The following is a 26953-nucleotide window of genomic DNA, read 5'->3' on the forward strand; positions in this document are numbered from 1 at the left end:
TGCAGACCGAAGAAGGCCGCCAGTAGTTGTTTGTGGCCATTGACCGTACCAGCAAAGTCGCCTTTGCCGAGTTGCAGCCCCAGGCCACCAAGCTCGCCGCGGCGGAGTTTCTGCGCCGGGTCTTGGCCAAGCTGCCGTACCGGGTGCACACGGTGCTGACCGACAACGGCATCCAATTTGGCAACATGCGCCACCAGCCCTGGGCGTTGCCCCACCTGTTTGACCGCGTCTGCACCGAGCACGGCATCGAGCACCGCTTCACTAAGCCCGGTCATCCCTGGACCAATGGCCAGGTCGAACGCATGAACCGCACGATTAAAGAAGCGACGGTCCAACGCTACCATTACCAGACAACCCACGAATTGAACGAGCACCTGCAGACCTTTCTGCTGGCCTATAACCACGCCAAACGACTCAAGACCTTGCGCGGCCTGACACCGCATGAATTCGTCTGCGCCCAGTGGCAGAAAAATCCCGTTAACTTTAACCAGGACCCGACCCACCTCACCTTGGCACTATACACTTACTCTGAAACGCGGAGTTAATGAATAGCAAATCAGGAAGTTAAGAGCTTTCCGAAAGTAGTTGCGAGTACCCCGGCTCCGAGTACAATAAAAAACTCCTGGCGCAAACCAGGAGTTTTTTATTGCCTTGTGAAATGGGATTTACTGGATAAAGCCCGGGCGGATCAGGTTTTCGAAGGTGAATATTTCGTCCCACTTCGCCTGGCTTAGCAGCTTGCGCTCGGTTACGGCAATATCATAAACGGAGCGGCCGGTTTTTAGGGCTTCTTTGGCAATTTCGGCGGCGGCTTCGTAGCCCAGCACTGGGTTCAGCTGCGTGACGATGCCGATGCTGTTGCGCACCTGGTTTTCGGTGTGGCGGGCATTGGCTGTAATACCCACCACGCATTTTTCGCGGAGCGTGCGGCAGGCATTGGTCATGTAGGAAATGGAGGTGAAGAGCGCAAACGAAATAACCGGCTCCATCACATTCAGCTGCAGCTGTCCGGCCTCGGCGGCCATGGTCACGGTCAAATCGGCCCCGATGACGTAGAAAGCCGTTTGGTTTACTACCTCGGGCACCACGGGGTTCACCTTGCCGGGCATGATGCTGGAGCCAGGCTGTAGCGGCGGCAGATTGATTTCGAACAGACCGGTGCGCGGCCCCGACGAGAGCAGGCGCAGGTCGTTGCAGATTTTGGAGAGCTTCACGGCGGTGCGTTTCAGCACGCCGGAAAGCTGCACGTAGGCGCCAGTGTCATACGTGGCTTCTATCAGGTCACCGGCCAGGCTCAGGTCGAGGCCGGTGATGGTGCGCAGGTGCTGGGTTACGAGCTCGGCGTAGCCGTCCGGGGCATTGACGCGGGTGCCAATGGCGGTGGCACCCATGTTTATTTCGCTGATGAGGCGGCGGCTGTCCTCGATACGCAGCAACTCCTCGCGGAGGTTCGTGGCAAAGGCGCGGAATTCGTCGCCCATGCTCATCGGCACTGCATCCTGCAGCTGTGTGCGGCCCATTTTCAGTACGTCGCGGAATTCGGTGCCTTTTTCGGCAAACGCATCGGCCAGCTCACCCAGCATTCTGCTGTAGCCGACCAGCTTGTTGCTGAGGGCAATCCGGAACGCGGTTGGGTAGGCGTCGTTGGTGGACTGGGAGCAGTTGACGTGGTTGTTGGGGTGGCAGAACTCGTACTGGCCTTTGGCATGGCCCATTATTTCGAGGGCCACATTCGCAATTACCTCGTTGGCGTTCATGTTCACGGAAGTGCCGGCACCGCCCTGAATCATATCGGTCAGGAACTGGTCGTCGAACTCGCCCGTGGCTACCCGATCGCAGGCCTGCGCAATGGCGGCGGCAATGGGTTCGGGCAGCACGCCCAGGTCGCGGTTGGTGAGCGCCGCGGCTTTTTTCACGTAGGCCAGCGCCTGCACAAACAGCGGCTCCGATTTGAGAGGGATTCCGGTTATATGGAAGTTTTCCAGCGCCCGCAGCGTCTGGATGCCATAGTAGGCGTTGTCCGGAATGGCCCGTTCGCCAAGAAAATCGTGCTCAAGTCGGGTGATTTGCATGGAGAGGAAGTCGGGGGTAGAAGTGGGTTGGGGAGCGAAAGGTAGCGGCTTGCGCCGACACCGGCACAGCGGCCTCACAGGGTAGGGGCCGGGGCCGGGCTGCCCGTAGCTGAACAGATACGGGCCCGGTCGTTGCGCGGTTGGGCCCCGTCTGTGTAATATTGCCGGGGTGCGGGCCGGCTTCGGCTGGCTGCCTCTATCCTGGTCCTGTATTCCGCTATGTCTGCCTATTCGCCCGGCCTGCACGTGCTGGCCACCTTTGCTGCTCCTGCCGGCCCGCTTACCAACGCGGCGGCCTGCCGGCGCTTCTTCGATGAGCAGATTGCGCAGCTCGGCCTGGCCAAGGTGGGCGAAGTGTACCATACCTTCCCCAACGGCTCGTTTACGGCCGTTATCGGCCTCACCGAGTCGCATTTGAGCATCCATACCTGGCCAGAGCACGGGCAGGCGACCTTCGACGTGTTTCTCTCGAACTACAGCCGTGACAACGCCGACCGGGCCCGGGCCCTGTACGCCGCCACGCTAGCCTTTTTCGGAGGCGCGGAAATCAGCAAAACCGAAGTGCGCCGATGAGCAGCCTGCCCGCACGACCGGAGGCACCGGCTCATGTGCCCTGCCCGAAATGCAAGCTCGGCGTGCCGTACTTCGATTTGGTGAACAGCACTTTCTTCGCCTGCCCGCGCTGCCACACCTATTTCAAGGCCGAAGGCGACAATGACCCCGTAAGCCTGGGACGGTTTGCCGGCAAGCAGCAGCTGGTGCTGCAGCCGGGCACTGTGGGTACTTTGCGCGGGCAGCAGTACCGCGTGATGGGCTTCATGCAGCGCAAGGAAGAACGCAGTACTGCCCAGTGGCAGGAGTACATTCTGCGCCACGAGCAAACCGGCATTTATACCCAGTTGGCGGTGTATGAGGGCCACTGGATGCTGATAGGCCCCGCCGGGCGCGAATACAAGGTGGTAGGCCAGCCTACCCGCCGCGGTGCCCACATTCCCGATGAGGATGCCACCTACGAAATCTACAATTCCTACAGAGCCCATGTGGTGTTTGCGGAAGGTGAATTCGACTGGGAAATCCGGGAAGATGCCAAGCTGACCGTCACCGAATATATTGCCCCGCCCCACATGCTGGTGCGCGAAAAGCTGGGCCATAAGCCGGCGCTCTGGTACAAGGGCATTCACATAGAGCCATCGGAAATAGCCGAAGGGTTTCAGGTGCCCAACCAGCGCATGCCGTTCCGCAACGGTGTGGGCGCCGTGCAGCCGGGGCCGGCTCACACTTCCTGGCCCACGCTGCGCACGTTCAGCCTTTGCATGGCGCTGCTGGTCATTGTCACGCAGTTGGCGCTGCTCTACATCAAGCCCGAAAAAACGGTGCTGCTGCAGAAGTTTTCCACGGGCCGCGAAACCGTGCCCACCGGCACCGATGCGGAAGCCGTAGCGGCCGGCAGCAACCGGGTACTGGTGTCGAAGTCGTTTGAGATAGAGGGGCCGGCGGCGTTGCAGTTTCGGCTGGCTTCTTCGGAGCTCTACAACCAATGGCTGGAGGTGCCCGTGACGCTGGTGAACGAGCAAACCGGCCAGAGCTACGAATTCACGAAGAATCTGGAGTTCTACGCGGGCGTTGAGGATGGGGAAAGCTGGAGCGAGGGCGACCGGGACCAGGGCGCCACGCTGGCCGGCATCCCGTCGGGCAAGTACCACCTGACGCTCTACCCCGTCACCGAAAACGGTATGAACCAGCCCCTGAGCATTTATGCCAGCCAGCACACGCCGCTGCAGTCCAATGCCGTGCTGCTGCTGCTGGCGCTGGCCGTGTACCCCGGCATTCAGTACCTGCGCCGACGCACACACGAATACAGCCGCTGGAGCAACAGTGACTACGGCCCCGAAGACAATTCCTGATTCACCTTCTGCTCTGCCGCATGGACTTTCTGCGTTCCTTACTCGCCATTCGCTACTACGTGCTGGTGGCCCTGCTGGCTTACGGCGTGTTTGTGTGGGCCGGCCTCACGGGCACGCGCCTGCTCGGCGACGACAATGAAAACCCGGAAGGGGCCCGCACGTCGTCGGCGCGCGGGGGGCACGCCCGCTTCTATCACAAATAGCGCATCACTTATTTCCTTCCCATGGAATACCTCAACTTCAAGCTCATTGCAGCATCCGTTATCTACTCGGTGCTGGGCATCCTGATTCTGGTGGTGTCCTTCGTAGTCATCGAAAAGCTCACGCCGCGCATGCTGTGGCGGGAAATTGTGGAGGAGCACAACACGGCCCTGGCCATTATGGGGGCCGCCTTCATGATTGCCGTGGCCCTGATTATCAGCTCCGCCATTCATGGGTAATGCCGCCGTGGAAGCACCGGTAGCAGCCCCGCCCGACGCGCCCCGGCGCGGCACCGCGCGGCAGGAAGCCCAGTCGGTGCTGCTGCTGGGTTCGGTGTTCGTTATTGCCACCTGCGGGCTGATTTACGAGCTGATTGCGGGCACGCTGGCCTCCTATCTGCTCGGCGACTCGGTCACGCAGTTTTCCACCATCATCGGGGCCTACCTTTTCTCTATGGGCGTGGGCTCGTGGCTCTCGCGCTACCTGGGCGGGCCGCTGCTGAAATGGTTTATCCGGCTCGAAATTCTGGTGGGGCTGGTGGGCGGCTTCTCGGCGCCGCTGCTGTTTGTGCTGTTCGAGTACGTGGCCTCCTTTCGCCTGATTCTGTACGCGCTGGTGGGCCTGACGGGCATTTTGGTGGGGCTGGAAATTCCGCTGCTGATGCGGATTCTGGAAAACCGCTTCGAGTTCAAAGACCTGGTTTCCAAAGTTTTTACCGTCGATTACATCGGGGCACTGCTGGCCTCTCTCATCTTTCCGCTGGTGCTGGTGCCGCAGCTGGGCCTGATGCGCACCGCTCTGCTGTTTGGGGCCCTGAACGTGGTGGTGGCGGCCGTGGCGCTGTACCGGTTTCCCGAAACCCGCCCCTACCGCCGCTCCTTCGCGGGCCTGATGGCGGCGGCGCTGCTGGCCCTGGCCGTTACGTTTGGCTACGCCGGCCGCATTCAGCGCTACACCGAGACGCTGGCGTTCCAGGACCAGGTGATTTATGCCAAAAGCACCATCTATCAGCGCATTGTGCTCACCAAAAACCAGCGCGAGCTGCGGCTGTTTCTGAACGGCAACCTGCAGTTCAGCTCCCGCGACGAGTACCGCTACCACGAGGCGCTGGTGCATCCGGCCATGCAGGCGCTGCCGCAGGCGCGCCGGGTGCTGGTGCTGGGCGGCGGCGACGGGCTGGCCGTGCGCGAGCTGCTGAAATATCCGCACCTCACCCAGATTCGGCTGGTAGACCTGGATGGCGGCATGACGGACCTGTTCAGGCAAAACGAGCTGCTTACGGCCCTCAACCAGCAGTCGTTGCGAAACCCCCGGGTGGAAGTCATCAACGGGGATGCCTACCAGTGGGTGCGCCAGGACACTACCCGCTACGACTGCCTGATTGTGGACTTTCCGGACCCGGCCAACTACTCTATCGGCAAGCTGTATTCGGCGGCTTTCTACCAGGAGCTGCACCGGCTGCTGGCGCCCGGCGGCAAGCTGGTGGTGCAAAGCACCTCGCCGTACGTGGCGCGGCAGTCGTTCTGGTGTATTGCGCATACGCTGCGGGCAGCGGGTTTTCACACCATCCCCTACCACTGCTACGTGCCTTCGTTTGGGGAGTGGGGCTACGTGCTGGCAGGCGAAAACGGCCACTGGCGCCCCGATGCCGGCCCCCTGCCGCCCGGCCTGCGCTACGTTACGCCGGTCACCATCCGCCAGATGCTCGACTTCCCGCCCGACATGGCCGAAGTACCCACCGATATCAACCAGCTCAACAACCAGGCGCTGGTGCGCTATTTTGAGGAAGACTGGGGCCCCTACGCGCAGTAGCCGCCCTCGTCCCGCCGTTCCGATACTGTATGATGCCGCCCTCCTCTTCTCCCCCGCTACCGCCTGACGACCTCAGTCGCCGGCAGTTTCTGGCGCGCACCGGGGCCGGCGTGGCGGGGCTGCTGCTGGGGCCGGGCGTGCTGCTGGAAAGCTGCAGCCCGGCGGATTCAGCTACCCGCCACATCCGGGGCGGCCTGCGCGGCCCCGACCACGCCGTGGGCCATCTGCTGCGCACCCCCGGCCGGTTGCCGGCGCCCAGCCAGGAACTCAGCACCGACATCCTGATTGTAGGCGGCGGCGTGGCGGGGCTGGCGGCGCGGCGCGAGCTGGCCCGGCAAGGCCACGCGCCACTTTTGCTGGAGCTGGAAGCCCGGCCGGGTGGCAACTCAGCCAGCGGCCAAAGCGCCGTTTCGGCGTATCCGTGGGGCGCGCACTACCTGCCCGTGCCCGATGAGCGCAACCACGAGCTACTCGCTTTTCTGCGCGAGTCCGGGGTCATCACCGGGTTCGACGCTGCTTCGGGGCTACCTGTTTACAATGAGTATCACCTCTGCCACGACCCGGAGGAACGGCTTCTGCTGCATGGGCACTGGCAGCAGGGTCTGGTGCCCGAAGTAGGCGTGCCGGCCGCCGACCGGGAGCAGATGGCTCGTTTTTTCAAGCTGGTTGACGGCCTGAAACACGCCCGCGGCACCGATGGCCGCGACGCCTTTGCCATCCCGCTTGACCAGTCCTCGGCTGACCCGCAATTCCGCCGCCTCGACCAGCTCACCTTCGCCGCTTACCTCGACCAGCACGGCTTCACCTCCCCTTATCTGCGCTGGTACCTCGACTACGGCTGCCGCGACGACTATGGCGCTACCGCCGCGCAGGTGTCGGCGTGGGCGGGGCTGCATTATTTTGCGGCGCGCAAAGGCCGTGCCCACAATGCCACCGCGTCTGATGTGCTGACGTGGCCGGAGGGCAACGGCTTTCTGGCCGAGCAGCTGCGTGGGCAGGGCACAGGCACTATCCTGTCGCACACGGTAGCCTGCCAGCTCCGCGAAACGCCGCAGGGCGTGGAAGTGCTGGCGTATGATGCCACGGCCCGCCGCACCATGCGCATTCGGGCCCGCCAGGTGTTGCTGGCCATTCCGCAGTTTGTGGCGCAGCATCTATTGAGTGGAGTAGCCGGAGCACCGGTGGCCGCGCAGCCGCTCCAGCATGCGCCGTGGCTGGTGGCCAACCTCACCGTGACAGAGCTGCCGCAGGGCCAGGGCCAGCCCCTATGCTGGGACAATGTTGGCTACGGGGGCGCATCGGTAGGCTACGTCAATGCCAACCATCAGCAGCTCGCGCAGTATGCCGACGGCCCGAAGGTGATTACGCTATACTGGCCGCTTACCGATGCACCACCGGCCCAGGCCCGCCGCGAGGCATACCAGACGACTTACTCGGAGTGGCTGCCCCGCATCCTGGCCGAGCTGGAGTATCTGCATCCGGGTGCTACGCCGTTTGTGCAGCGGGTGGAAGCCTGGGTATGGGGGCACGGCATGGTAGCCCCTACCCCGGGCTACCTCTGGGGCCCCGAGCGGGCTGCTCTGTCGCGGCCGGTGCGGCAGCGCATTTTCTTTGCCCACTCCGATTATAGCGGCATGTCTATTTTCGAGGAAGCTTTCTATCAGGGTCTTCGGGCCGCCCACGCAATGGTCGTTCCCGTATGAAAACGCCCGGCACAACCTCTCCTACGCAGCCCCAGCCCTGGATTCGTTCGGCGGCTTTCGATGGGCTCTGGATTCTGGGGCCGCCGTTTCTGGCGCTGCTGGTAGTGGCGCTGGTGCCGCCGGTGTTCCGGTCTTCCAGCCGCATGCCGGTGTGGGCCTGGGTGGCGCTGGTGGTGCTGATTGATGTAGCCCATGTGTATAGCACCCTGTTCCGCACCTACTTCGACCCGGTGCGGCGGCGGCGCTTCCGCACGCTGCTGTGGCTGGTTCCGCTGGGCTGCTACGTGGCTGGGGTTGCACTGCACTGGGCGGGTGGGCTCTGGTTCTGGCGGGTGCTGGCGTATGCGGCCGTGTTTCACTTTGTGCGGCAGCAGTACGGGTTTCTGCGCCTGTATTCCCGGCAGGAAAAGGCTTCGGCGGGCAGCCGGCAGCTCGATGCCGTCCTGATATATGCCGCTACCCTCTACCCGCTGCTGTGGTGGCATTTGTCGTCGCCGCGCAACTTCAACTGGTTTGTAGCCGGCGACTTTGTTCAGTACGACTGGCCGATGGGCCGGGCGGTGCTCACGGGGCTGTATGGCGCGCTACTAGGCGCCTACTGTCTGAAGGAGTTCCGCCTCTGGCGCCGAAGCGGCCGGTTCAACCAGCCGCGCAACCTGCTGCTGCTGGGCACGGCCCTTTCCTGGTACGGGGGCATCGTGCTCTTCAACGGCGACCTGGCGTTCACCCTACTCAACGTGGTTGCCCATGGCATTCCTTACCTGGCACTCGTCTGGGCGACCAGCCAACCTGCAGCGCCGGCGCACAAAACCGCCCGCCACTGGTGGCACGGGCGCTACGGGGTGGCCCTCTTTCTGGGGCTCCTGTTTGGGCTGGCTTACCTGGAGGAGGGCATCTGGGACGGGTTGGTATGGCGGGAGCATGCTGGCGTGTTCGGCTTCTTCCAGCAGCTGCCTTCCGTATCCGACTCTTTGGGGCTGGCCCTGCTGGTGCCGCTGCTGGCACTCCCGCAGGCCACGCATTACGTGCTGGATGGCTTCATCTGGCGGCGCGGGGCCTGACCTGCAGACTACAAAAAAGCCCCGGCCGACGGCGGTACCCAAACAAATGGCACCACCACCAACCAGGGCTTCCTGACTTCGGCCGAGCGAAGCTATGCTGCCTGAGCGAGCGGGCGCACTACTTCGGCATCCAGAATTTCCACCACAAAGCCGTCCTGCGGCGAGTACGTTTTGCGGTACTGCACTACCAGCTGGCGGCCCCGGGGCGAAGTGACGTGCGTGGCACACACCTCGCCATAGGCCTTTTCTTTCTCCAGGAATGGCCGCAGCAATTGTACTGTCTGCAGAAACTCGGCGGGCAGCAGCCCTTGCTGCTCCTGCAGTTTCACGGCACTTACCGGGTACAGAAAACGAGTGTTGAAGAGAATCATGTGAAAGCTGAAAAGCGGTAAAACATGCTGCCTTTCAACCATTTTCTCTCGCAGTAAATTCCCTGCACCGTACTATTCTATCTGCTTGAGGCGAGCTGCCTGTGCCAGCCGGGCCTATCGGCTACAGTTGCATTTCTACCAACACTGCGGTAGAACCACCCTGGTCATCGTCGGTTACGAGCAGCAGCTCGTAGCGGCCTTGCGCGAGGGTACGCCGCACCGCCACGCTTTCCACTTTTCCCCGGTAGGGCCGGCCATCAGGCAGCTGCAGCAGCGCAAACGAGGCTAGCGCGGCGGCCGGCTTATCGGGGTTCAGCACCCCCACGAAGCTGCCCAGCACGGCCCCGTCCAGCACGGCGTCGGTGGTGTCTTCCACGGAGGCAGTCACGAACAGGCGGCCTCCGTGAAAGGAGGCCCCTGAGAAGCCCGCGGGCTTGCCCTCAATTTCAGGCAGGCTGAAATGTTGCGCCCGCACCGGTGGCAGCTGCGCCTGCCGATGCTGCAGGTAGTCGAGGGTAGCGGCCAGGGGCAGCCGGTAGATAAAGTTGCCGGCCTGCGCCCCCACCGTGCGCTGGAACAGCAGCAGCTCGGTTGCGCTGGCCGCCGCCGCTTCCAGATTGAGCGTGACGCCGGCCGGCAGCAGCTCGCGCAGCCGCGCGTACAGCGGCGCCAGGGCCACCGGATATACCGTCACGGCGGCCGGCTTACTGCCAATCGGGACCCAAAACCCACCTTCGCGGGCCGATGTGGCCCCCGAGCCAAATGCCAGCAGGCCCGTCTCGCCGGTCCGGGCATCGGTCAGGGCCGTGAGGCATTCCAGGTCGGGCTTGATGGCCTTCGGAATGCGCCCACTGCTGAAATGCGCCGTATCAAACAGCGTAATAGCCTGGCCGGGCTGCAGTTCGTTGGCCCCGAAGCGGTACAGATACGGCGAGTCGTCGCCGATGATGTACACCGTTTCGCCCAGAATTTCCACTCCGGAGGCGGAAGGCAGGTTGGGCAGATCGAGTTGCCGGATGATGGTAGCCCGCATACAAACGAGAATCTTGTTGGAACAGCCCGCGCAGTACGCCGGCCCTTGTCAGGCAGTGCAGCAGTACGCGTGCTTTATACGCCTACGCAACTGCGCCGGCACCGGACGCCCCGCCCGATATGACCAAAATAGCGCTGCTTATTTCACAATCGTAAACTCCACACGGCGGTTGAGGCGGCGCGTTTCCTCCTTGTCGTTGCTGGCGCGGGGGCGGGTGCCTCCGTAACCAACGACGCTGATGCGCTGCTCAGCCACGCCCCGCGTAATCAGGTAGCGCCGAACTTCGCCCACCCGGTCTTCCGAAAGCTTCTGGTTGAGGTCGGCATTGCCCTGGTTGTCGGTGTGGCCCTCCAGCCGAATATTCACCTTCGGGTTGTCGGCCAAAGTACGGGCCAGGCGGTTAAGTTCGGCGTAGGAAGCAGGCAGCAACGTGAATTTACCCTGCGCGAAGATCAGCGTAGGCAGCTCCAGGCTCGACCCCACGGCGGCCGGCACCAGCAGCAACTCTACGCTCCGTGAGCCGGTCATGCTTACGGTATCGGTGGCCGTCAGGAAACCCGGCGCCGTGGCCACGAGACGGTAGCGGCCGGCCGGCAGCGTGGCCTGAAAAGCGCCACTACCGGCTACGCTGCGGGCCGTGGCATTGAAGGCAATGTCATTTCCGAGCCGGATAGCGCGGATTTCGGCCGCCAGCAGCTCGCGGGTTTTAGCATTGCGCACCACGCCCGTGAGTAGCGTCCGAGGGTCTACGGCCGGATTGGCCACCACGGCCACCGGCGGCACCGAGTCGGCCGGCGCTACTACGGGCGGCACCCCGGCGGCGGTGCGGTAGAGGTCGGCGGGGGCATTGGGCGTGCGCGCCGAGGCATAGTACGCCTGCTTTCCGTCAGGGGTCAGGGAGAAATAGGCATCAAACCCCGGCCCGTTGATGGACGGCCCCAGGTTACGCGGGGTACTCCAGCGCAGCCAGGAGTCGTCCAGACGAGTACTGACGAAGATATCGGAACCGCCATAGCCTGCGTGGCCAAGGGAGCTGAAGTAGAGCGTCTTGCCATCGGGGGTCAGCCAGGGCGCAAACTCGAAACCGGGCGAATTGATGCCGTTGCCCAGGCTGCGCGGCTCTCCCCAGATACCGTCCGCAGCCCGCTGGCTGACGTACAAATCGTTGCTGCCTTCTGAGTCGCCCCGCTCCAGGGAGAGCAGAAGCACCTTCTCGTCGGCGGTCATAAAAAACGTGGTAGCCGGCCCGGCGGAGTAATAATTGGCAATTTCGAGAGGCGCCGGCCGCGTGCCCTTCGGCAGGATGCGCGGCACTTCCGACGCACTTTCGTCGCGGAAGCTGCCATCCCGCTCGTAGGTACCGCGCACCAGCAGCGTGTTGCCCTGAGCGCCTACCACGGCCATCACGCCGTTGTTTTGCTGCGTATTCAAAGCATCGAGGCGGGTAGGCGGCCCCCAGCTGCGGCCCTGGTCGGCGGAGGTGCTCACCCACACGTCGCCGGATTCGGTGTTGCCTTCGGTGTTGCCGGCAAAGCGCGTGCGCGAAAAGTAGAGGGCGCTGCCATCGGGGGCCAGCACGGGGTGCAGTTCGTTGCCATTGGAGTTCAGGGAGGCCAGCGGCTCGGGGGTGCCGTAGCCTGGCTGGCTGGGGTCTATGTTCAGGCGCAGCTGAAACAGCCGCCACTGCTGACTGGCGCGGTTTTGTGGCCGCTGCATCACCACCGGCGTCCCGTTAAACTTGTCGGAGTTGGCAATGGCCGCGCACTTCTCATTGCCGCGCACCACCAGTTGCACACTGCCAATCGGGCCGCTGGGCACCAGCTTCCACTGTTGGTAGAAACTCCCCGACCAGGGCCGCTGCACCAGCGGGGCATTTTCGTCGGGCTTATCTACGGTCAGGCATTTGCCGCTGTGGCGGGCCTCAATACGGTAGTACTCGCCGCCCGGCGTGATGCGCACGAAACGCCACTGCTGGCTGGCTGGGTGCGTAAACTCCCACTGCACCGCAGCGGCGCCGGCTTCCGTCGAGGCCTTACTTACATCAAGGGAGCGGCCACTGCTGCGGGCCACAATGCCGTACCAGGCATTTTCCTCGGGGGCAGTGGAAGTGTATTGGGCCTGAAGCGGCCCTGCTATCAGACAGGAAAAAACGACGGCAAACAGCAGAGAGCGAAACAGGGACAAAATCATGGGCAGCTAAACGGTGGATGCGCGCCGCAAGTTAGCCCAAACACAGCGGCTACAGCAGGCCCGGTGCCGCCCTCTCCGGTGGATAGGATAGCGCCGGGCCCACTGTAGCCGCAAGCAGTTTACATGCTCGCCTGCTACTGGGCGTTGCTGATGTACTTGAAACGCACGAACCGGTCGTTTTCGTAGATGGCCGTGAAGTGTCCGCTGCTCTGGGCTTTTTGTTCGGGCTTGCGGTCTGGTTTAGTAGTAGTTGCCATTGGAACGGAAGGGTAAGACCCGGGCATCATGCCGGGAACGTGACAAATGAAGGAGAGGATTTTCGAAGCCATGAGTCGTGTAGTTGCAGGTGAGGAACGAGGAGCGAACAAAAAGCCAAGCAGCGCAAAAAGACCGCAACAGTCATGCGGAAATCAATTCTGAACCATTGATCAAATGTAAACATATTACCATTTGATTGAACGATGCTAAGGTATATTTTTCTTAAATAAATGTAAATACGTACTACTGCGGATACACGTATCCGTACCAGCACCTACCTTTCCTCCGTGCCAGTACGTAGGCACAAGCTGTTTACTGCCCACAGAAGCTGGCCGCCAGACTTCACGGCCGGCCTCAACGACAATGGCCGGACCCTCCACCCAGCAGGCGAAGACTCCGGCCACTATAGCGCCTGCTAGGACGGCAGCGCTTCAGGAAATGAGCTTATGGCGCAGCGCGTACTGAATCAGCCCCACGACCGACTTCGAGTTGGTTTTGGCCAGGATGTTTTTCCGGTGGGTTTCCACAGTACGCTCACTGATAAACAGCTGCTCTGCAATGCGGTAGTTGGAGTATTCGCGCGCTATCAGCTGCAGAATCTGGGTTTCGCGGGCCGTGAGTGTGCTGGGCTGCTCTGCTGGCAGGCTACGATGGCCGTTCGCCGGAATCGGCATATGCTGGAGCAGCATGGCTCCCACCTCTGGGCTGAAGTACGCGCGGCCACCCGCCACTGCCCGAATAGCTTCGCACAGTGCCTCCTTGCCCGTATTCTTAAGCAGGTAGCCAGCTCCGCCAGCCTGCAGCACTTCCGTCACGGAAGTGTGGTCGTGCGACATGCCCAGGGCCAGAATACGCACCTTCGGGTGGCTGCTATGGATGCTGCGCGTCAGGTCCACTCCGGCGGTGCGCGCCATGTTCAGATCCACGATAACCAAGGTCACTTCGGGGTGCTGGTGCAGGCGGTGCAAGGCTTCCGGGCCAGTTCCAGCCTGAGCAACCACCACAATATCGGCTTCGTCGCGCAGCAGCGTTTTGATGCCTTCAATCATCATCTGCTGGTCATGAACCAGCAGGATGTTGATACAGCCAGGGCCAGAGAATGATGCGTTCATAGGCAGGTGGTGGAAGGCAAATCAGCACAGTAGACGAGCCCAAAGCTGGCTTCTCCATTCATCAGCATTGAGAAAGGAAAGTTACAGCAATTACATGTACATTTCATAATATAGATTCATTTGCATTTTACCAAGCCCACTCACCTTGCGGTTGATTGCAAAAGACGCAGCAGTGACTTGAGACCCCCATACCGGACAGCCCTAAACCTTTGCTAATCAGCCACAAGCTCCCTTTTGACCGACAACGCCTGACAACGCAATCCGGCAGCCCACAGTATAAGGAAATCGACCTGCTCCTCCCGCGGCACTTCATCTACCCCTTTTCACCATGCGCAAAGGCACTTCTGTTACCTGGAAATACGGCACTGGCACGGCTACCGGCAAGATTGAGGAAACCCACAAAGAATCTGTGACCCGCAAGCTGCAGGGCGCGGAAATCACCCGGCACGGCACCCCCGAGAACCCCGCCTATCTGATTGTGCAGGCCAACGGCGACCGGGTGCTCAAGCTGCAGAGCGAAGTGAAGCCGGCCTAGCCACGCACTGACCTTGGCATTAAAAAAGCCCCGCCGGAAATCCGGCGGGGCTTTTTCGTGGGGCGTGGAGTGCGCCTATTTCTTATCGAGCGGCTCGATGAAAGCCTGCTCTTCCTCCATTTCGGTGGGCACTACCACAATGCCACGCTGCAGCATAGAGTTGCGCTTGCCGTAAATGAAGTAGACGATGAAGCCCAGAATCATCCAGCCCATGGCCACTTTCAGCGTGAAGCCGTCCAGGGCCATAATCATGCTCGTGCACACCAGAATGCCCATAATCGGCACAAACGGGAACGACGGCGACGAGAACGGCGCGCGGAACGGCCGGGGCTGTGCGGGGTCGGAGCGGCGCATGATCCAGACGCCGGCCGACACCAGCACGAAAGCCAGCAGCGTACCGAACGAGGTCAGGTCGCCGGCCAGTGAGCCGGGCACGAAGGCCGCGAAACCACCCACAAACACGAGCAGCGCCAGGTTGGACTTGTAGGGCGTGTTGAAGCGCGGGTGCAGCTCAGAAAAGGCTTTCGGCATCAGGCCATCCTTTGCCATCGAGAAGAACACGCGGCTCTGGCCCATCAGCATTACCAGAATTACGGACGAGAAGCCCAGCAGAATAGCCACCGTCACGGCCGTGCTCAGCCACTCGAAGCCCGGCATGTGGGCCTTGATGGCATACGTTACCGAAGCTTCGCCGCCTTTGGCCGGATCCGCAAATTCGCGCCAGTTGGCCACGCCCGTCAGCACGTGGCCGAACAGGATGTAGAGCACCGTGCACACGGCCAGCGAGCCAAGAATACCGATAGGCATGTCGCGCTTGGGGTTTTTGGCTTCCTGCGCCGCGGTGCTTACCGCATCAAACCCGATGAAGGCGAAGAATACGATGGCCGCGCCACCCAGAATGCCGCCCAGGCCGTGCTTGTTCCAGTCGGTGTACTCGCGTACCACCTTGCCGGCCGCGTCCAGCACGGGCGGAGCGTTTTCCGGAATCAGATAGGGCGTGTGGTTGGCCGGGTTAACGAACTGCCAGCCAACTGCAATGAATACCAACACAATAGCCACTTTCAGGAACACCACAATGGCGTTGAACATAGCCGACTCCTGCGTGCCTTTGATGAGCAGCAGCGACAAAGCCACAATTACCAGCAGCGCGGGCAGGTTGATGATACCGTGTTCCGTAACGCCATTTACTACGGCACTTTCGAAGGGCGAGTGGCTCAGACTGTACGGTATACTGGTGCCAAAGACCTCTAAGAGCTTATTGAGGTATTCGCTCCAGGCAATGGACACGGTGGCCGCGCCCAGCGCGTACTCCATAATGAGGGCCCAGCCGATAACCCAGGCCACAAACTCGCCCATGGTGGTGTAGGCGTAGGTGTAGGCCGAGCCGGCAATGGGAATCATGGCGGCAAACTCGGCGTAGCAGAGGCCCGCAAACACGCAGCCGATGGCGGCTACCACGAAGGCCAGCGTAACGCCTGGTCCGGAAGCCTGCGCGGCAGCAGCGGCCGTGCGCACAAACAGGCCGGCTCCAATAATGGCGCCCACGCCCAGCGCAACGAGGTTGCCGGCGCCCAGCGTCCGCTTCAGCGTGCCGTGCCCGGTAGAATTAGCCTCGCCAAGCAGCTGGGCCAGTGGTTTTTTGGCGAAAATATTTGCCATACAGGTTTGGTGAGAGAAAAAGAGAAGTAAGTGGTAGAAACAGAAAAACACAACGGCCTGCAAGCCATTGCGAGGCCCCGAATATAGGCGTTTCTGCACTTCGCAAGGCGCCACCCTCCGATTAGTGAGAATTGCCGACAGCCTATATAAACAAAGCCGCCTGCTGCCGCCCAACTGGCCAAAACCACTGCATAGACTTCATCGGCCGGCAAAAGATGCTTGCTTGCCCTGTTGGGTTTGCCGAGGAGTCCGCCAGGCTGGCGCCGGCCGTCTCCGTGCAGCCCCGCGTGGACCCGGCTTTTCCAGAATGAGAGGTTTTTTGCTTGTTCCGGTTATCTTAGATGATACATTTGAAGAAATCCGCCCGAAGCTGGCGGCACTCCACCACATCCAAACCCCATGAGTCCTCTGCCCAGTAGTACCGCGTCGGTACAGATTCAGCAGTTTTACGACAAAGGCCTGGCCCACGCGAGCTACGCCATCCGTAGCGGCCGCCAGATAGCCATCATCGACCCGGCCCGCGACCCGCAGCCCTACTACGATTTCGCCGACGAGCACGACGCCCGCATCGTTGCCGTCATTGAAACCCACCCCCACGCCGACTTCGTGAGCAGTCACCTGGAAATCTCCCAGGAAACCGGCGCCACCATCTACGTCAGCCGGCTGGTACGCGCCGGCTACCCCCACCAGTCGTTCGATGATGGCGACCGGATCAGCCTGGGCACCATTGAATTGCACGCCATCAACACCCCCGGCCACTCGCCCGACTCCATCAGCGTGCTGCTGATTGACGACATGGCCCAGACCCGCGCCGTATTCACCGGCGACACGCTGTTTGTGGGCGACGTAGGCCGCCCCGACCTGCGCGAAGACGACAACGTAGGTGGCCACAGCCGCGAAGACCTGGCGGCCCAGCTCTACCAGAGCACCCGCCACAAACTCATGACGCTGCCGGCTACCACCAAGGTGTATCCGGCCCACGGCCCCGGCTCTTTGTGCGGCAAAACCACCTCGCCCGACCTCGACAGCACCATTGGCCGGGAAGTGAAAACCAACTACGCCCTGCAGCCCATGTCGCAGGACGAGTTCATTAAGGTGCTGCTGGAAGACCAGCCGTTCATGCCCAAGTATTTCGGGCACGACGTGGTGCTCAACAAGCAGGGGGCCCTGCCCTTCGAGGACAGCATCCGGGCGGTGCCCCGCCTCATGCCGGACGCCGAGCTGGAAGCCGGGGTGCTCATCATCGACACGCGGCCGGCCGCCGAGTTCCGGGCGGGCCACCTGCCCGGCGCCATCAACCTGATGGACGGCGGCAAGTTTGAAACCTGGCTGGGCTCGGTAGTGGGCCCCCGGGAGCCGTTCTACCTCATTGCTGACTCCCAGATTGCCCTGGACACGGTGATTCGCAAAACCGCCAAAATCGGCTACGAAGGCAATATCAGAGGCGCTATGCTGGTGCCCCGGGAACTGTCGGCTACCAGCCCCGATGTGGATGTGGAGCACGTGCGTAACCAGCCCCACGACTTCACCATCGTGGACATCCGCAACCGCACGGAGGCCCAGCAGCCCATTTTCGAGGATGCGCTGCTGATTCCGCTGCCGGAGCTGCGCGAGCGGGCCCATGAGGTACCCACCAATAAGCCGGTGCTCATTCACTGCGCCGGCGGCTACCGCTCGGCGGCCGGGGCCAGCATCGTGCAGGCCGCGCTGCCCGGCGCCACGGTCTATGATTTGGGGGAAGCCATTTCCACGTTTCAGGCCCAGGCGGTGCACTAACCGGCGCGGAGCCGGCCAGCTTACCACTTACCGGCAATGGTCCGCGGAGCTTTCTTCGCGGGCCATTGTGCTTTCTGCGGAAGTAGAAGCCCTGCTTTGCCGTTATCTTTGGAGTTCATTTATCAGCAATGCGCGTACTACACACCGCCGACTGGCACTTAGGCCAGCGCTTCATCAGTGGGCACGAACGGACCGACGAGCACCGCCACTTTCTGGAGTGGCTGGTGCAGACGGTGCGCGAGCAGCAGGTGGAAGTGCTGGTAGTGGCCGGCGACGTTTTCGATACCGGCTCGCCCTCTAACCAGGCGCTGGAGCTGTATTATTCCTTTCTGCTGAGCATGCGCGGCACCTGCTGCCGCGACATTGTGGTGGTGGGCGGCAACCACGACTCGCCGGCCACCCTCAACGCCCCGGCCCGGCTGCTGCGCCACCTGCGCGTGCACGTGGTGGGCTGCGTGCCGGAGTGCTTCGAGGAGCAGGTGCTGGTGCTGGACGATGCCGCCGGCCAGCCCGGTCTGGTAGTATGCGCCGTGCCTTTTCTGCGCGACCGGGACGTGCGCCTTTCCGTGCCCGGCGAAACGGCCGAGGAGCGCGAAGCCCGCATCAAGCAAGGCATTGCCGACCACTATCTGCGCCTTTCGGAAGTAGAGCAGGTGTGGCAGCTCAAGGACCTGGGCCTGCCCGTGCTGGCTACGGGCCACCTCTACGCCGCCGGCGCCGCCCCTTCCGACTCGGAGCGCACCATTCACGTGGGCAATCTGGGGCAGGTTACGGCCGACCATTTTCCGGTGGTGTTCGACTACGTGGCGCTGGGCCACCTGCACCGCCCGCAGCGGGTGGGCGGCCGGGAACATATCCGCTACTCCGGCTCCCCTATCCCGCTGTCCTTCTCCGAAATAGACCACCCCAAGGAAGTGCTGCTGCTCGATTTTGCGGGCGGCAAGCTGGCGGCACTGCAAAGTCTGCCGGTGCCGGGCGCACGGCGGCTCGTGCGCTTTCATGGCACCCTGGATGAAGTAACGACGGGCCTCACCACCTACGACAACACCGGCTACCAGCTCCCCGCCTGGGCCGACGTACAGATTCACTCGGAGCTGACGCAGCTGGAAGTAGCCGACGCCTTGCTGGCTGTTATTCAGGCCCTGGACCGCCAGCAGCTGGAAGTGCTGGCGCGCCGCCATTTCCGTCTCGTAAAGCTCCGCGCGCTGGGCCAGGACGAGGAAGAAGCTGATGCCCCACTTACCCGCAGCCTCCACGATTTTACGGAGCGTGAGGTGTTTGAGCAGCGTCTCGAAGCCGAACCCGAAGCCAGCCGTGCCGAGCTGCTGCGCACCTTCGACGAGCTGCTGGAGCGGATATAGCGCCGCTACGGGCCGCTGTTGCGGCGGCCGGACAGTAGCCTGACAGCTTTGGCCGGCCTATTCTTACCAAACGTGCGGACGTCCGCCGCCGCTTTTGCATGCCGACCTCCTTGCCGCCCGATTTGCACCGCTACACCCTGCCGCACATGAGCGTGGCGGAACTGACCAGCGCCGTGGTGTGGCTGCATTGCGCTACTCTGCCGGAGGCCGATTCCCGGATGCTGGCGGCCGTCCGGCCCGAAACACTGGAGCTCGACTATGGCACGTTCACTACTGCCGGCCACACCAGCAGCTCCCGGCAACTGCCCGTGGTGGCGGTGCAGCAGGCGGGCCATAACCTGCTGGTTTCCTGCTCCTGTGCCAGCGTGCAGCCAACGCTCTGCGAGCATGAAGCGGTAGTGCTACTGGGCATTCTGCACCGCAAAGAGCTGCGGCTGTTCTTTGATACGCAGGCCCGCCAGCAGCACCTGCGCGCCGCCGCCCGCGACTATGGCCTGGAGCGGGCCGCAGACCTGGATGCCGATTTTTCCCTACTGTATGTAGAGCCGGCGGCCGTAACGGTAGTTCCGAAGCAGAGCGCCCTCTACCCCGTTACGGCCGCAACCAAACAGGAACTCGTGGCGCGTCTGCAGCCCCCGAAACCAGCGCCGCTGGTGGCGCCTTTGGGAAGCCGGCAGCTGCTGGTGCTGGGCCGCCATAAGTACTACGGGCACCTGACGCTGCAACTGGCCGAAGCCGCCCTGACGACTTCGGGCAAACTCAAGAACCCCATCAGTCTGCTCAATCCGCTGGAGAGTGTCTGGCGGCTGCAGCTGGCCGAGGAAATCAAGTTCTACACGGCCGTAGCATTCTTTCAGCGCAACTTCGAGGACAGCCGCTCTGCCGCTACCCTGGAGGCGCTACGGGCCGTGGTGCTGAATCCGGCGGGCGTGAGCTTCTACACACACAACGCGGCCATTTCCGACAACATCACGGCGCAATCCATCAGCCCCGTCACCATCCGGCAATCCAAAACCGACCTACGGCTGACTGTGGCGCGGCTCGATGAATACTATGAAGTGAGTGGCAAGCTGCTGCTCCACGACCAGCCCCACGACCTCAAGACGCTCAGCATCCGCTACGACTATTTTGTGGCGACACCAGAAGCGCTGTATTTGCTCGACGACGCGGCCACCTGGCGGGTCATTGAGTTCTTTCAGAAGCGCAACAACACGCTGCTGATTCACGAGAGCAAGTTTGCGGAGTTTCAGCAGGAGGTGCTGGCCGCGCTGGAAGACCGCCTGCACATCACCTACTCCCACGTGCGGCCCGCCACGCCCGAGCAGCGCGCCGCCAGCGGCTTCGATGCGCCGCCGGAGCTGCTGCTCTACCTCTCCGATGCCGGGCCGGGTGTGGAGCTGCTGCCCGTGATGCGCTACGGCACGAAGGAAGTGTCCGTGCTGTCGAGGCGGCAGCTGCTGGCCGTGGATGAGCTGGGCCGGCCGTTTGTGCTGGCGCGGAATGCCGCCGCCGAAGACCGGTTTGTGGCGGCGCTGCTGCGCCACTACCCCGAATTTCAGGAGCAGTTGCAGCAGGAGGCGCTGTATGTGCCCAAAACGCAGTTTTTGCAGGAAGCGTGGTTTCTGGAAGCCTTCGAGGATTGGCGCAGTGCCGGCATCAGCATTCTGGGGTTCAATGCACTGAAGAAGAACACGCTCAACGCTCACAAAGCCCGCATTACGGTGCGCGTTACCGGCGAAACCAACTGGTTTGATACCGCCGTGGGCGTGCGTTTTGGCCGGCAGGAAGTCACGCTGCAGCACCTGCAGCAGGCCGTCCGCCGCAAGAGCCGCTATGTGCAGCTCGACGACGGCACGCGCGGGATTCTGCCCCAGGAATGGATGGCGAAATTCGCGGCCTGGTTTGCCGCCGGCCACGTCGAGAATGACCGGATTCGTACGCCCAGCATCAGCTTCGCCACCCTCGCTGAGCTTTACGAACCGGAAGCTCTGACACCCGCCGCGCAGGCCCAGCTGGCCCGTTACCGCGCCGCTGCCGCCGACTTCACCGGCATTGCGCCCGTGCCGGTGCCGGCGGGGCTGCATGCCACCTTGCGCGAGTACCAGCGGCAGGGCCTCAACTGGCTCAACTTCCTCGACACCTTCAGTTTCGGGGGCTGCCTGGCCGATGATATGGGGCTCGGCAAAACGGTGCAGGTGCTGGCCTTCCTGCTGCATCTGCGCGAGAAGGGCCACACGGCGGCCAACCTGGTAGTGGTGCCGGCGTCGCTGGTATTCAACTGGCAGGCCGAAGTGCAGAAGTTCGCGCCTTCGCTGCGGATACACGTGCTGCAGGGCACCGGGCGCGGCCAGAAGGCGCCGGACTTCGACGCTTGCGACATCGTGCTGATTACCTATAACACCATGGTATCAGACATCCGGTGGCTGCGCGACTACCGCTTCAACTACGTTGTGCTGGACGAGGCGCAGGCCATCAAAAACCCCGATTCGCAGCGCTACCGCGCCGCCTGCCTGCTGCAGGCCCGCAACCGCCTGGTGCTGACGGGCACACCGGTCGAGAACAACACCTACGACCTGTACGGGCAGCTTTCGTTTGCCTGCCCCGGTTTGCTGGGCAGCCGCCAGCACTTCCAAGACCAGTTTGCCGCGCCCATCGACAAGTTCAAGGATGGCCGACATGCGCGGGCGCTACAGCGCAAAATTAGTCTGTTTGTGTTGCGCCGCACCAAGGCCCAGGTAGCGTCCGAACTACCTGCCAAAACCGAAATGGTGCTGTACTGCGAGATGGGCGCCGCCCAGCGCCGCATCTACGAGGCCTGCCGCCAAGAGTTCCGAGCCAAACTGCTGGGCCAGCATCCCGACTCGCCCCGCAAAAACAGCGCGCATATTCTGCAGGGCCTCACCCGCCTGCGCCAAATCTGCAATGCTCCCGCCCTACTTGCCGATGCCGAATCGTACGGGTCGGAATCGGCGAAGCTGGAAGTGCTGCTGGAGGAAATTGAGAGCAAAGCGCCGCAGCATAAGCTCCTGGTTTTCTCGCAGTTCATCGGGATGCTCGATTTGATTCGGCCGGAGCTGGAGCGGCGCGGCATCGGCTACCAGCAGCTCACGGGCCAGACGCGCAACCGGGCCGCTGCCGTGCGGGCGTTTCAGGAAGACGACTCGGTGCGCGTGTTCCTGATTTCGCTAAAAGCAGGCGGCGTGGGCCTCAACCTCACCGCCGCCGACTACGTGTACCTCGTGGACCCGTGGTGGAATCCGGCCGTTGAAAACCAGGCCATTGACCGCGCCCACCGTCTCGGCCAGATGCGTAAGGTGGTGGCCGTGCGCCTCATCTGCCCCGATACGATTGAGGACAAAATCAGAAAGCTGCAGGAAGCCAAGCAGGAGCTGGCCCACGACCTTATCAAAACCGACGCGTCGTTACTAAAGTCGCTCACGCCGCAGGAATTGCTGGAGTTGCTGGCCTGACACTGTATGAAGCGGGACTTGTCCCCGCCCCTACACCAATCTGGGAGGCCGCAATTTTCCTCAACCCCTCACGCCTGAGTTGCGTTAGAGCCTTTACACCATTTTTCCCTTGTCAATCATGAGCATATTTGGTTCTGACCGCCCGAGCGGTACACTTGGTGGCCTGATTTCGGGCCTGTTTGGGGGACGCACTGCCGTTAACCCTACTACCGGAACGTATGACACGCCTGCTCGATCCGGTGGAAGCCGTAAGTTGCTAGGCGGCGCACTGCTAGCGGCGGGTGCTGCTTACCTGTATAGCCGCAACAAAAACAGAAACGCCAGTACGCCCAGCTTCACCGGCAACAAATAGAGTAGCTACCAAAGCAACTCAAAACGCCCCGCTCCACGCCAATTCAGACGTGAAGCGGGGCGTTTTGCTATCTGGCTGCCGCGCTGAATGGTGCCGATGCTACTGCCGACTTGGCTCCCATAGCTCCACCTTGTTGCCGTCGGCGTCCAGAATGTGCACGAACTTGCCGTAGTCGTGGCTGGCAATGTCATCCAGCACGGTTACGCCGCTGGCTTTCAGCTGAGCCACCAGCCCTTCGATGTTCTGCACCCGGTAGTTAATCATGAAGCCTTTGGTGGACGGCGCGAAATAGTCGCTGCTGGTTTGGAACGGGCTCCATTGCAGGAAGTTCACCTGCTCCGGGTTGTCCATGCTGCGCGACTCAAACGTGGAGCCTCAGTCGTTGACTTCCATCCCGAGGTTGTGGGCGTACCACTCCCGCGTTTCCTTCGGGTTATAAGAGAAGAAGAAAATACCGCCTATGCCTGTCACTTTGGGGGTGACAGTAGATGATTGGTTTGGGGTTTCGTTTTGCGGCTCGTTCATTTCCTAACTTTTGATTTTGCTCTATATTACAAGATTACGCTAGTCAGAGGCAAAGGAGAAATTAAGTTTCATGCTCATATACCCGCACGACCTTCCCGTTTTTGAAATACACATCTATGGCATCAGGGTCTAAATCCATACCAAACGTCGGTTTATCGCCAATATAGTATTGCCAACAATCTAAACCGTCTTTAGTCCATTCAAGTCTTCGTTCATTGCCCAATAACCTACTAACTTCTTCCTTCGACTTTCCTATTAATAATTTACTCTCTATCATATTCGTCGTCATCTCATATCTTTTTTCTGGATTTTTTAACCATTCATTACTATCGAAATCATGCTTGGGGTAATAACTAAGCGAAAACAGAAACACACATATAATAGCAAAGAATAGCACAGAAATAGTACAAATAGCCAAAACAACGGATAAGATATTTTTATAAATATTTCTTTCAGTTATCTTACTTACTAACCAGCGCCAAGCGAAAAACGAAAGTATACTTAGCACCAGCGTTGCGAATACAAAAAGCTCAAGCCCCATTTTTTATAAACTAGTATGGTTTCCCCGCCATCGTAAACACCAGCTCCCCACCCTTCACCACGTCGGCATACTGCAAGAATGGGCGCGTGAGTTTCTGGCCGTTGAGGCGGGCTTCCTTCACGTAGACGTTTTTGTCGCTCTGGTTTTTGACGGTGATGCGGAAGGTGTTGCCGTTCTCCAGGTTGATGGTGGCGCCGTGCACGGCGGGGCTGCCGAGGGCGTATTCCGGCGAGCCGGGCGCTACGGGATAAAAGCCCAGCGCCGAGAAGATGTACCACGCCGACATCTGCCCGCAGTCGTCGTTGCCACCGAGGCCGTCGGGCGTGGGGCGGTACATTTTGGGCAGAATCATGCGGACGCGGGCCTGGGTTTTCCAGGGCTGGCTGGTCCAGTTGTAGAGGTAGGCCACGTGGTGGGCGGGCTCGTTGCCGTGCACGTAGTTGCCGATGATACCGTCGCGGGTGATGTCCTCGGTTTCGGCGAAGAACTTGTCCGGCAGGTGCATGGTGAACAGCGAATCGAGGTGGGGCAGAAACTTCTTTTCGCCGCCCATTTTGGCGATGAGTGCGGCGGGGTCTTGCGGCACGTAGAGGCTGTAGTTCCAGGCGTTGCCTTCGATGAAGCCCTGGTCGTGGGTGCTCAGCACGTCGAAGCGCGGACGGAAGCTACCGTCAGCGAGGCGGGGGCGCATAAAGTTGATGCGCTGGTCGTACACGTTCTGCCAGTTCTGGGCGCGCTTGCTGAACTCGGCTTCAATATCCGTCTTACCCAGCTTCCTGGCCAGTTGCGCAATACACCAGTCGTCGTAGGCGTATTCCAGCGTTTTGGAAACCGACGAGCCGCTTTTGTCTTCGGGCACGTAGCCCAGCTGCTCGTAGTAGCTGATGCCGTCGTAGCGCTGCTGGTGGGCGGTGGTCACGCAGGCATCGAGGGCGCGCTGGGCCTGGTCGGCGGGCACCACGCCTTTCAGCACGGCATCCACGATGACGGGCACCGAGTGGTAGCCAATCATGCACCAGTTTTCGTTGGCGTAGTGGCTCCAGATGGGCAGCATGTGCATCGTGCTCTGGTCGAAGTGGGCCAGCATGGATTGCACCATGTCGGCGTTACGCCTGGGTTGCAGCAGGTTGTAGAGCGGGTGCAGGGCCCGGTAGGTGTCCCAGAGCGAAAACGACGTGTAGTTGGTGAAGCCCTCGGCCTTGTGAATGTTCTGGTCGAGGCCGCGGTACTGGCCGTCCACGTCCATGTAGGTGGTGGGGCTGAGGGCGGCGTGGTACATGGCCGTGTAGAAGTTCTCCTTGTCCGCCCGCTTCGGCGACTCTACCACTACTTTGCCTAGCTCCTGCTGCCACAGCGCCTGCCCCGCCCGCTTCACGGCCTCGAAGTCCCAGCCCGGCACCTCGGCCCGCATGTTGCGCAGCGCCCCCTCGGTGCTCACCCCCGACAAGGCCATTTTCACCTTCACCTTTTCCCCGGCCGTGGTCTTGAAATCGAAGAACAGGCGCAGCTGCTCGCCGGCCAGCTCGGGGAAGTTCTTGGTTTGGTCGAAGCGCCCCCAGAAGCCCCGGTACACCTGCTTTTGGGAGAGGTTGCGGCTGCCGTAGCTCACAAACGGCTTCGAGAAGCTCATGGCGAAGTACTGGGTGCGGGTGCGCGCCCAGCCGTGGGTTTGGCGGTAGCCGGTTATTAGCGAGTCATTTTCCACCCGCACAAAGGTCCAGACGTTCTTATCGGGGTAGTTGTAGATACCGGCCGTGAGGTCCAGAATAATGTGCGCCTGCTCCGACTGCGGGAAGGTGTACTGGTGCATCCCCACCCGGTTGGTGGCGGTCAGCTCGGCCAGAATGTTGTGGTCATCGAGCTTGACGCGGTAGTAGGCGGGCTCGGCCACCTCGTTCTGGTGCGAAAACCGGGAGCGGAAGCCTCGTTCGGGCTGGTCGGCGGTGCCGGGGTTGAGCTGGAGCGGACCGGTGGTAGGCATCACCAGAAAGTCGCCCAAATCGGAGTGTCCGGTGCCGCTGAAGTGGGTGTGCGAGAAGCCGACGATGGTTTTATCGGCGTACTGGTAGCCGGCGCAGTACTCGTACACGCGGGGGTTGTACTTGCCGTTCAGCTCGTAGCTCAGCGTGTCGGTATCGGGCGAGAGCTGCACCATGCCGAAGGGCACCGTGGCCCCCGGGTACGTGTGCCCCATCCGGGCCGTGCCCACCAGCGGCTTGGCGTACTGCACCAGGTTTTCGGTGGTTTTGGCTTTCTGGGCGAGGGCGGGAACGGCTGCCAGGAGCAGCGCAGCAAGGAAGGAAAGGCGGGGCATCAGCTTCAGGAGGTGGCGTTGAAGCTGGTAAGGTAGGTAGACAAGCTATTTTTCCGCCTGTTTTAAACTATCAAAGGCATAATTGAATACAGCTAATTTGTCCTCCGACACTCTGTTGTAAGTAATCGTGAAGTGGTTTTTTTCACTGTATTCTCTCCGATAATAGCTCCCCTTCTTAGTTCTTTTAGGTATCTGCAATACAGCATTACCTCCGCATAAAATCCATACGTAGCTTTTATCCGGATAGTCTACTGTCAGTATATATCCTTCTTCATACCAATTGTAATGAAGCTTACTGAAGCCGCTAGGTATCTGAATTTTCACGTTTGCATCATAGCAGTCAAACTGTAGTTCAGATAAATCAAAATTACTCTGGTTCACTAGACCTAATTCGGAAAAGGTGGCTAAGTTAATCCGCGAGGAGCAGCCGTAGATTTGGGCATGGATTACCGTGCCTTACGCGAGCGGCCCCGGCAGTTTCTGGCCCTGACCAGCCTGCACGTGGCCGAGTTTGACGACTTGCTCACCGCCTTCGCGCCGGCCTGGGAGCGGCACCACCGCTGGCATACGCTGGCGGGGAAGCGGCGGCAGTTTCCGGCTCACCGCGAACGGCCGACGGCGGTGCTGGCGGGCAGCGATGTGAAGCTGTTTTTTCTGCTCACCTACCTGAAAAGCAATGCCCTGCAAGAACACCAGGCGGCCA

22 protein-coding genes and 1 pseudogene are annotated in these 26953 nt (G+C 61.3%); 13 read left to right on the forward strand and 10 right to left on the reverse strand.

The genetic code is table 11. The features are described from left to right. Nucleotides 1-26: 26 nt before the first annotated feature. Nucleotides 27-545 (forward strand): annotated as a pseudogene (locus BUE15_RS20040) (integrase core domain-containing protein); the annotation flags it as partial. 120 nt (nt 546-665) lie between these two features. Here the strand turns inward: BUE15_RS20040 and aspA are convergent. Then, nucleotides 666-2072, reverse strand: a complete 1407-nt coding sequence (aspA, locus tag BUE15_RS20045) for an aspartate ammonia-lyase (protein WP_073288885.1) — start codon at nt 2070-2072, stop codon at nt 666-668. A gap of 219 nt (nt 2073-2291) precedes the next feature. Here aspA and BUE15_RS20050 point away from each other — a divergent pair, with 219 nt between their 5' ends. From BUE15_RS20050 to BUE15_RS20080, 7 genes are read left to right on the forward strand one after another with little or no spacing between them, the layout of a single operon-like run. Continuing rightward, complete coding sequence (locus BUE15_RS20050; RefSeq protein ID WP_073288887.1) at nt 2292-2645, forward strand: S-adenosylmethionine decarboxylase family protein; 354 nt, start codon at nt 2292-2294, stop codon at nt 2643-2645. Between the two features lie 35 nt (nt 2646-2680). Continuing rightward, the gene (locus BUE15_RS20055) at nt 2681-3976 is read left to right on the forward strand and encodes a DUF4178 domain-containing protein (protein ID WP_211617695.1); all 1296 of its coding nucleotides are present in this window, start codon (nt 2681-2683) and stop codon (nt 3974-3976) included. A 20-nt stretch (nt 3977-3996) separates the two neighbouring features. Continuing rightward, nucleotides 3997-4179 (forward strand): hypothetical protein, encoded by a 183-nt coding sequence (locus BUE15_RS20060; protein WP_073288890.1) that lies wholly within the window; start codon nt 3997-3999, stop codon nt 4177-4179. Between the two features lie 21 nt (nt 4180-4200). Further along, the gene (locus BUE15_RS20065) at nt 4201-4416 is read left to right on the forward strand and encodes a DUF350 domain-containing protein (protein ID WP_073288892.1); all 216 of its coding nucleotides are present in this window, start codon (nt 4201-4203) and stop codon (nt 4414-4416) included. Further along, a complete protein-coding gene (locus BUE15_RS20070) occupies nt 4409-5989 on the forward strand; it encodes a polyamine aminopropyltransferase (RefSeq protein WP_073288893.1) in 1581 nt (526 codons plus the stop codon). Before BUE15_RS20065 ends, BUE15_RS20070 begins: the two co-directional genes overlap by 8 nt. A gap of 29 nt (nt 5990-6018) precedes the next feature. Beyond that, on the forward strand, nt 6019-7692 hold the full coding sequence (locus BUE15_RS20075) for an NAD(P)-binding protein (protein ID WP_244535995.1): 1674 nt from the start codon (nt 6019-6021) through the stop codon (nt 7690-7692). Then, nucleotides 7689-8753: a hypothetical protein gene (locus BUE15_RS20080; RefSeq protein ID WP_073288896.1), complete on the forward strand. Its 1065-nt coding sequence runs from the start codon at nt 7689-7691 to the stop codon at nt 8751-8753. Before BUE15_RS20075 ends, BUE15_RS20080 begins: the two co-directional genes overlap by 4 nt. Before the next feature lie 92 nt (nt 8754-8845). On the opposite strand, the gene BUE15_RS20085 is transcribed toward BUE15_RS20080, so the two are convergent. The 5 genes from BUE15_RS20085 to BUE15_RS20100 form a co-directional block, all read right to left on the reverse strand. Next, the gene (locus tag BUE15_RS20085; RefSeq protein ID WP_073288898.1) at nt 8846-9124 is read right to left on the reverse strand and encodes a hypothetical protein; all 279 of its coding nucleotides are present in this window, start codon (nt 9122-9124) and stop codon (nt 8846-8848) included. A 121-nt stretch (nt 9125-9245) separates the two neighbouring features. Then, a complete protein-coding gene (locus tag BUE15_RS20090; protein ID WP_073288900.1) occupies nt 9246-10157 on the reverse strand; it encodes a DUF6929 family protein in 912 nt (303 codons plus the stop codon). 138 nt (nt 10158-10295) lie between these two features. Beyond that, on the reverse strand, nt 10296-12347 hold the full coding sequence (locus tag BUE15_RS20095; protein ID WP_073288902.1) for an RICIN domain-containing protein: 2052 nt from the start codon (nt 12345-12347) through the stop codon (nt 10296-10298). 134 nt (nt 12348-12481) lie between these two features. After that, nucleotides 12482-12604 carry a hypothetical protein gene (locus tag BUE15_RS22530; protein ID WP_262987473.1) on the reverse strand — a complete coding sequence of 41 codons (123 nt, stop codon included), beginning with the start codon at nt 12602-12604 and terminating at the stop codon, nt 12482-12484. Between the two features lie 432 nt (nt 12605-13036). Continuing rightward, complete coding sequence (locus tag BUE15_RS20100; protein WP_073288904.1) at nt 13037-13717, reverse strand: response regulator; 681 nt, start codon at nt 13715-13717, stop codon at nt 13037-13039. Nucleotides 13718-14045: 328 nt separating this feature from the next. On the opposite strand from BUE15_RS20100, the gene BUE15_RS20105 reads away from it, so the two are divergent. Then, nucleotides 14046-14252 (forward strand): hypervirulence associated TUDOR domain-containing protein, encoded by a 207-nt coding sequence (locus tag BUE15_RS20105; RefSeq protein WP_073288906.1) that lies wholly within the window; start codon nt 14046-14048, stop codon nt 14250-14252. Between the two features lie 75 nt (nt 14253-14327). Here BUE15_RS20105 and BUE15_RS20110 read toward each other — a convergent pair whose 3' ends face one another. Further along, entirely contained in the window at nt 14328-15911 is a 1584-nt protein-coding gene (locus tag BUE15_RS20110; protein WP_073288907.1) for an amino acid permease, read from the reverse strand. A 399-nt stretch (nt 15912-16310) separates the two neighbouring features. On the opposite strand from BUE15_RS20110, the gene BUE15_RS20115 reads away from it, so the two are divergent. The 3 genes from BUE15_RS20115 (at nt 16311) to BUE15_RS20125 (ending at nt 22518) form a co-directional block, all read left to right on the forward strand. Then, entirely contained in the window at nt 16311-17687 is a 1377-nt protein-coding gene (locus tag BUE15_RS20115; RefSeq protein ID WP_073288909.1) for an MBL fold metallo-hydrolase, read from the forward strand. Between the two features lie 128 nt (nt 17688-17815). Next, complete coding sequence (gene sbcD / locus BUE15_RS20120; protein WP_073288911.1) at nt 17816-19048, forward strand: exonuclease subunit SbcD; 1233 nt, start codon at nt 17816-17818, stop codon at nt 19046-19048. A 98-nt stretch (nt 19049-19146) separates the two neighbouring features. Next, nucleotides 19147-22518, forward strand: a complete 3372-nt coding sequence (locus tag BUE15_RS20125) for a DEAD/DEAH box helicase (RefSeq protein WP_073288913.1) — start codon at nt 19147-19149, stop codon at nt 22516-22518. Nucleotides 22519-22969: 451 nt separating this feature from the next. On the opposite strand, the gene BUE15_RS22585 is transcribed toward BUE15_RS20125, so the two are convergent. The 3 genes from BUE15_RS22585 to BUE15_RS20135 all read right to left on the reverse strand — a co-directional run bounded on the left by BUE15_RS22585 (nt 22970) and on the right by BUE15_RS20135 (nt 26250). Then, entirely contained in the window at nt 22970-23221 is a 252-nt protein-coding gene (locus BUE15_RS22585; RefSeq protein WP_317614846.1) for a VOC family protein, read from the reverse strand. 235 nt (nt 23222-23456) lie between these two features. Continuing rightward, nucleotides 23457-23936 carry a hypothetical protein gene (locus tag BUE15_RS21830; protein WP_139252462.1) on the reverse strand — a complete coding sequence of 160 codons (480 nt, stop codon included), beginning with the start codon at nt 23934-23936 and terminating at the stop codon, nt 23457-23459. Nucleotides 23937-23946: 10 nt separating this feature from the next. Then, nucleotides 23947-26250, reverse strand: coding sequence for a GH92 family glycosyl hydrolase (locus BUE15_RS20135; RefSeq protein ID WP_073288915.1), 2304 nt, complete (start codon nt 26248-26250; stop codon nt 23947-23949). Between the two features lie 441 nt (nt 26251-26691). On the opposite strand from BUE15_RS20135, the gene BUE15_RS20140 reads away from it, so the two are divergent. Then, a partial coding sequence (locus BUE15_RS20140) for a hypothetical protein (RefSeq protein WP_211617614.1) occupies nt 26692-26953 on the forward strand: 262 nt, incomplete at its 3' end.

The sequence above is a fragment of the Hymenobacter psychrotolerans DSM 18569 genome, assembly GCF_900142395.1.
Taxonomy (GTDB): Bacteria; Bacteroidota; Bacteroidia; order Cytophagales; family Hymenobacteraceae; genus Hymenobacter; species Hymenobacter psychrotolerans.

Excerpts from the sequence above, each read along its gene's own strand:
- BUE15_RS20095 (WP_073288902.1), bottom strand. The coding sequence starts at position 12,347 with ATGATTTTGTCCCTGTTTCGCTCTCTGCTGTTTGCCGTCGTTTTTTCC.
- BUE15_RS20080 (WP_073288896.1), top strand. The coding sequence starts at position 7,689 with ATGAAAACGCCCGGCACAACCTCTCCTACGCAGCCCCAGCCCTGGATT.
- BUE15_RS20110 (WP_073288907.1), bottom strand. The coding sequence starts at position 15,911 with ATGGCAAATATTTTCGCCAAAAAACCACTGGCCCAGCTGCTTGGCGAG.
- BUE15_RS20085 (WP_073288898.1), bottom strand. The coding sequence starts at position 9,124 with ATGATTCTCTTCAACACTCGTTTTCTGTACCCGGTAAGTGCCGTGAAA.
- BUE15_RS20135 (WP_073288915.1), bottom strand. The coding sequence starts at position 26,250 with ATGCCCCGCCTTTCCTTCCTTGCTGCGCTGCTCCTGGCAGCCGTTCCC.
- BUE15_RS22585 (WP_317614846.1), bottom strand. The coding sequence starts at position 23,221 with ATGGACAACCCGGAGCAGGTGAACTTCCTGCAATGGAGCCCGTTCCAA.
- BUE15_RS20090 (WP_073288900.1), bottom strand. The coding sequence starts at position 10,157 with ATGCGGGCTACCATCATCCGGCAACTCGATCTGCCCAACCTGCCTTCC.
- BUE15_RS21830 (WP_139252462.1), bottom strand. The coding sequence starts at position 23,936 with ATGGGGCTTGAGCTTTTTGTATTCGCAACGCTGGTGCTAAGTATACTT.
- BUE15_RS20050 (WP_073288887.1), top strand. The coding sequence starts at position 2,292 with ATGTCTGCCTATTCGCCCGGCCTGCACGTGCTGGCCACCTTTGCTGCT.
- BUE15_RS20075 (WP_244535995.1), top strand. The coding sequence starts at position 6,019 with ATGATGCCGCCCTCCTCTTCTCCCCCGCTACCGCCTGACGACCTCAGT.
- BUE15_RS20060 (WP_073288890.1), top strand. The coding sequence starts at position 3,997 with ATGGACTTTCTGCGTTCCTTACTCGCCATTCGCTACTACGTGCTGGTG.
- BUE15_RS20115 (WP_073288909.1), top strand. The coding sequence starts at position 16,311 with ATGAGTCCTCTGCCCAGTAGTACCGCGTCGGTACAGATTCAGCAGTTT.
- BUE15_RS20105 (WP_073288906.1), top strand. The coding sequence starts at position 14,046 with ATGCGCAAAGGCACTTCTGTTACCTGGAAATACGGCACTGGCACGGCT.
- BUE15_RS20100 (WP_073288904.1), bottom strand. The coding sequence starts at position 13,717 with ATGAACGCATCATTCTCTGGCCCTGGCTGTATCAACATCCTGCTGGTT.
- BUE15_RS22530 (WP_262987473.1), bottom strand. The coding sequence starts at position 12,604 with ATGGCAACTACTACTAAACCAGACCGCAAGCCCGAACAAAAAGCCCAG.
- sbcD (WP_073288911.1), top strand. The coding sequence starts at position 17,816 with ATGCGCGTACTACACACCGCCGACTGGCACTTAGGCCAGCGCTTCATC.
- BUE15_RS20070 (WP_073288893.1), top strand. The coding sequence starts at position 4,409 with ATGGGTAATGCCGCCGTGGAAGCACCGGTAGCAGCCCCGCCCGACGCG.
- BUE15_RS20125 (WP_073288913.1), top strand. The coding sequence starts at position 19,147 with ATGCCGACCTCCTTGCCGCCCGATTTGCACCGCTACACCCTGCCGCAC.
- BUE15_RS20065 (WP_073288892.1), top strand. The coding sequence starts at position 4,201 with ATGGAATACCTCAACTTCAAGCTCATTGCAGCATCCGTTATCTACTCG.
- aspA (WP_073288885.1), bottom strand. The coding sequence starts at position 2,072 with ATGCAAATCACCCGACTTGAGCACGATTTTCTTGGCGAACGGGCCATT.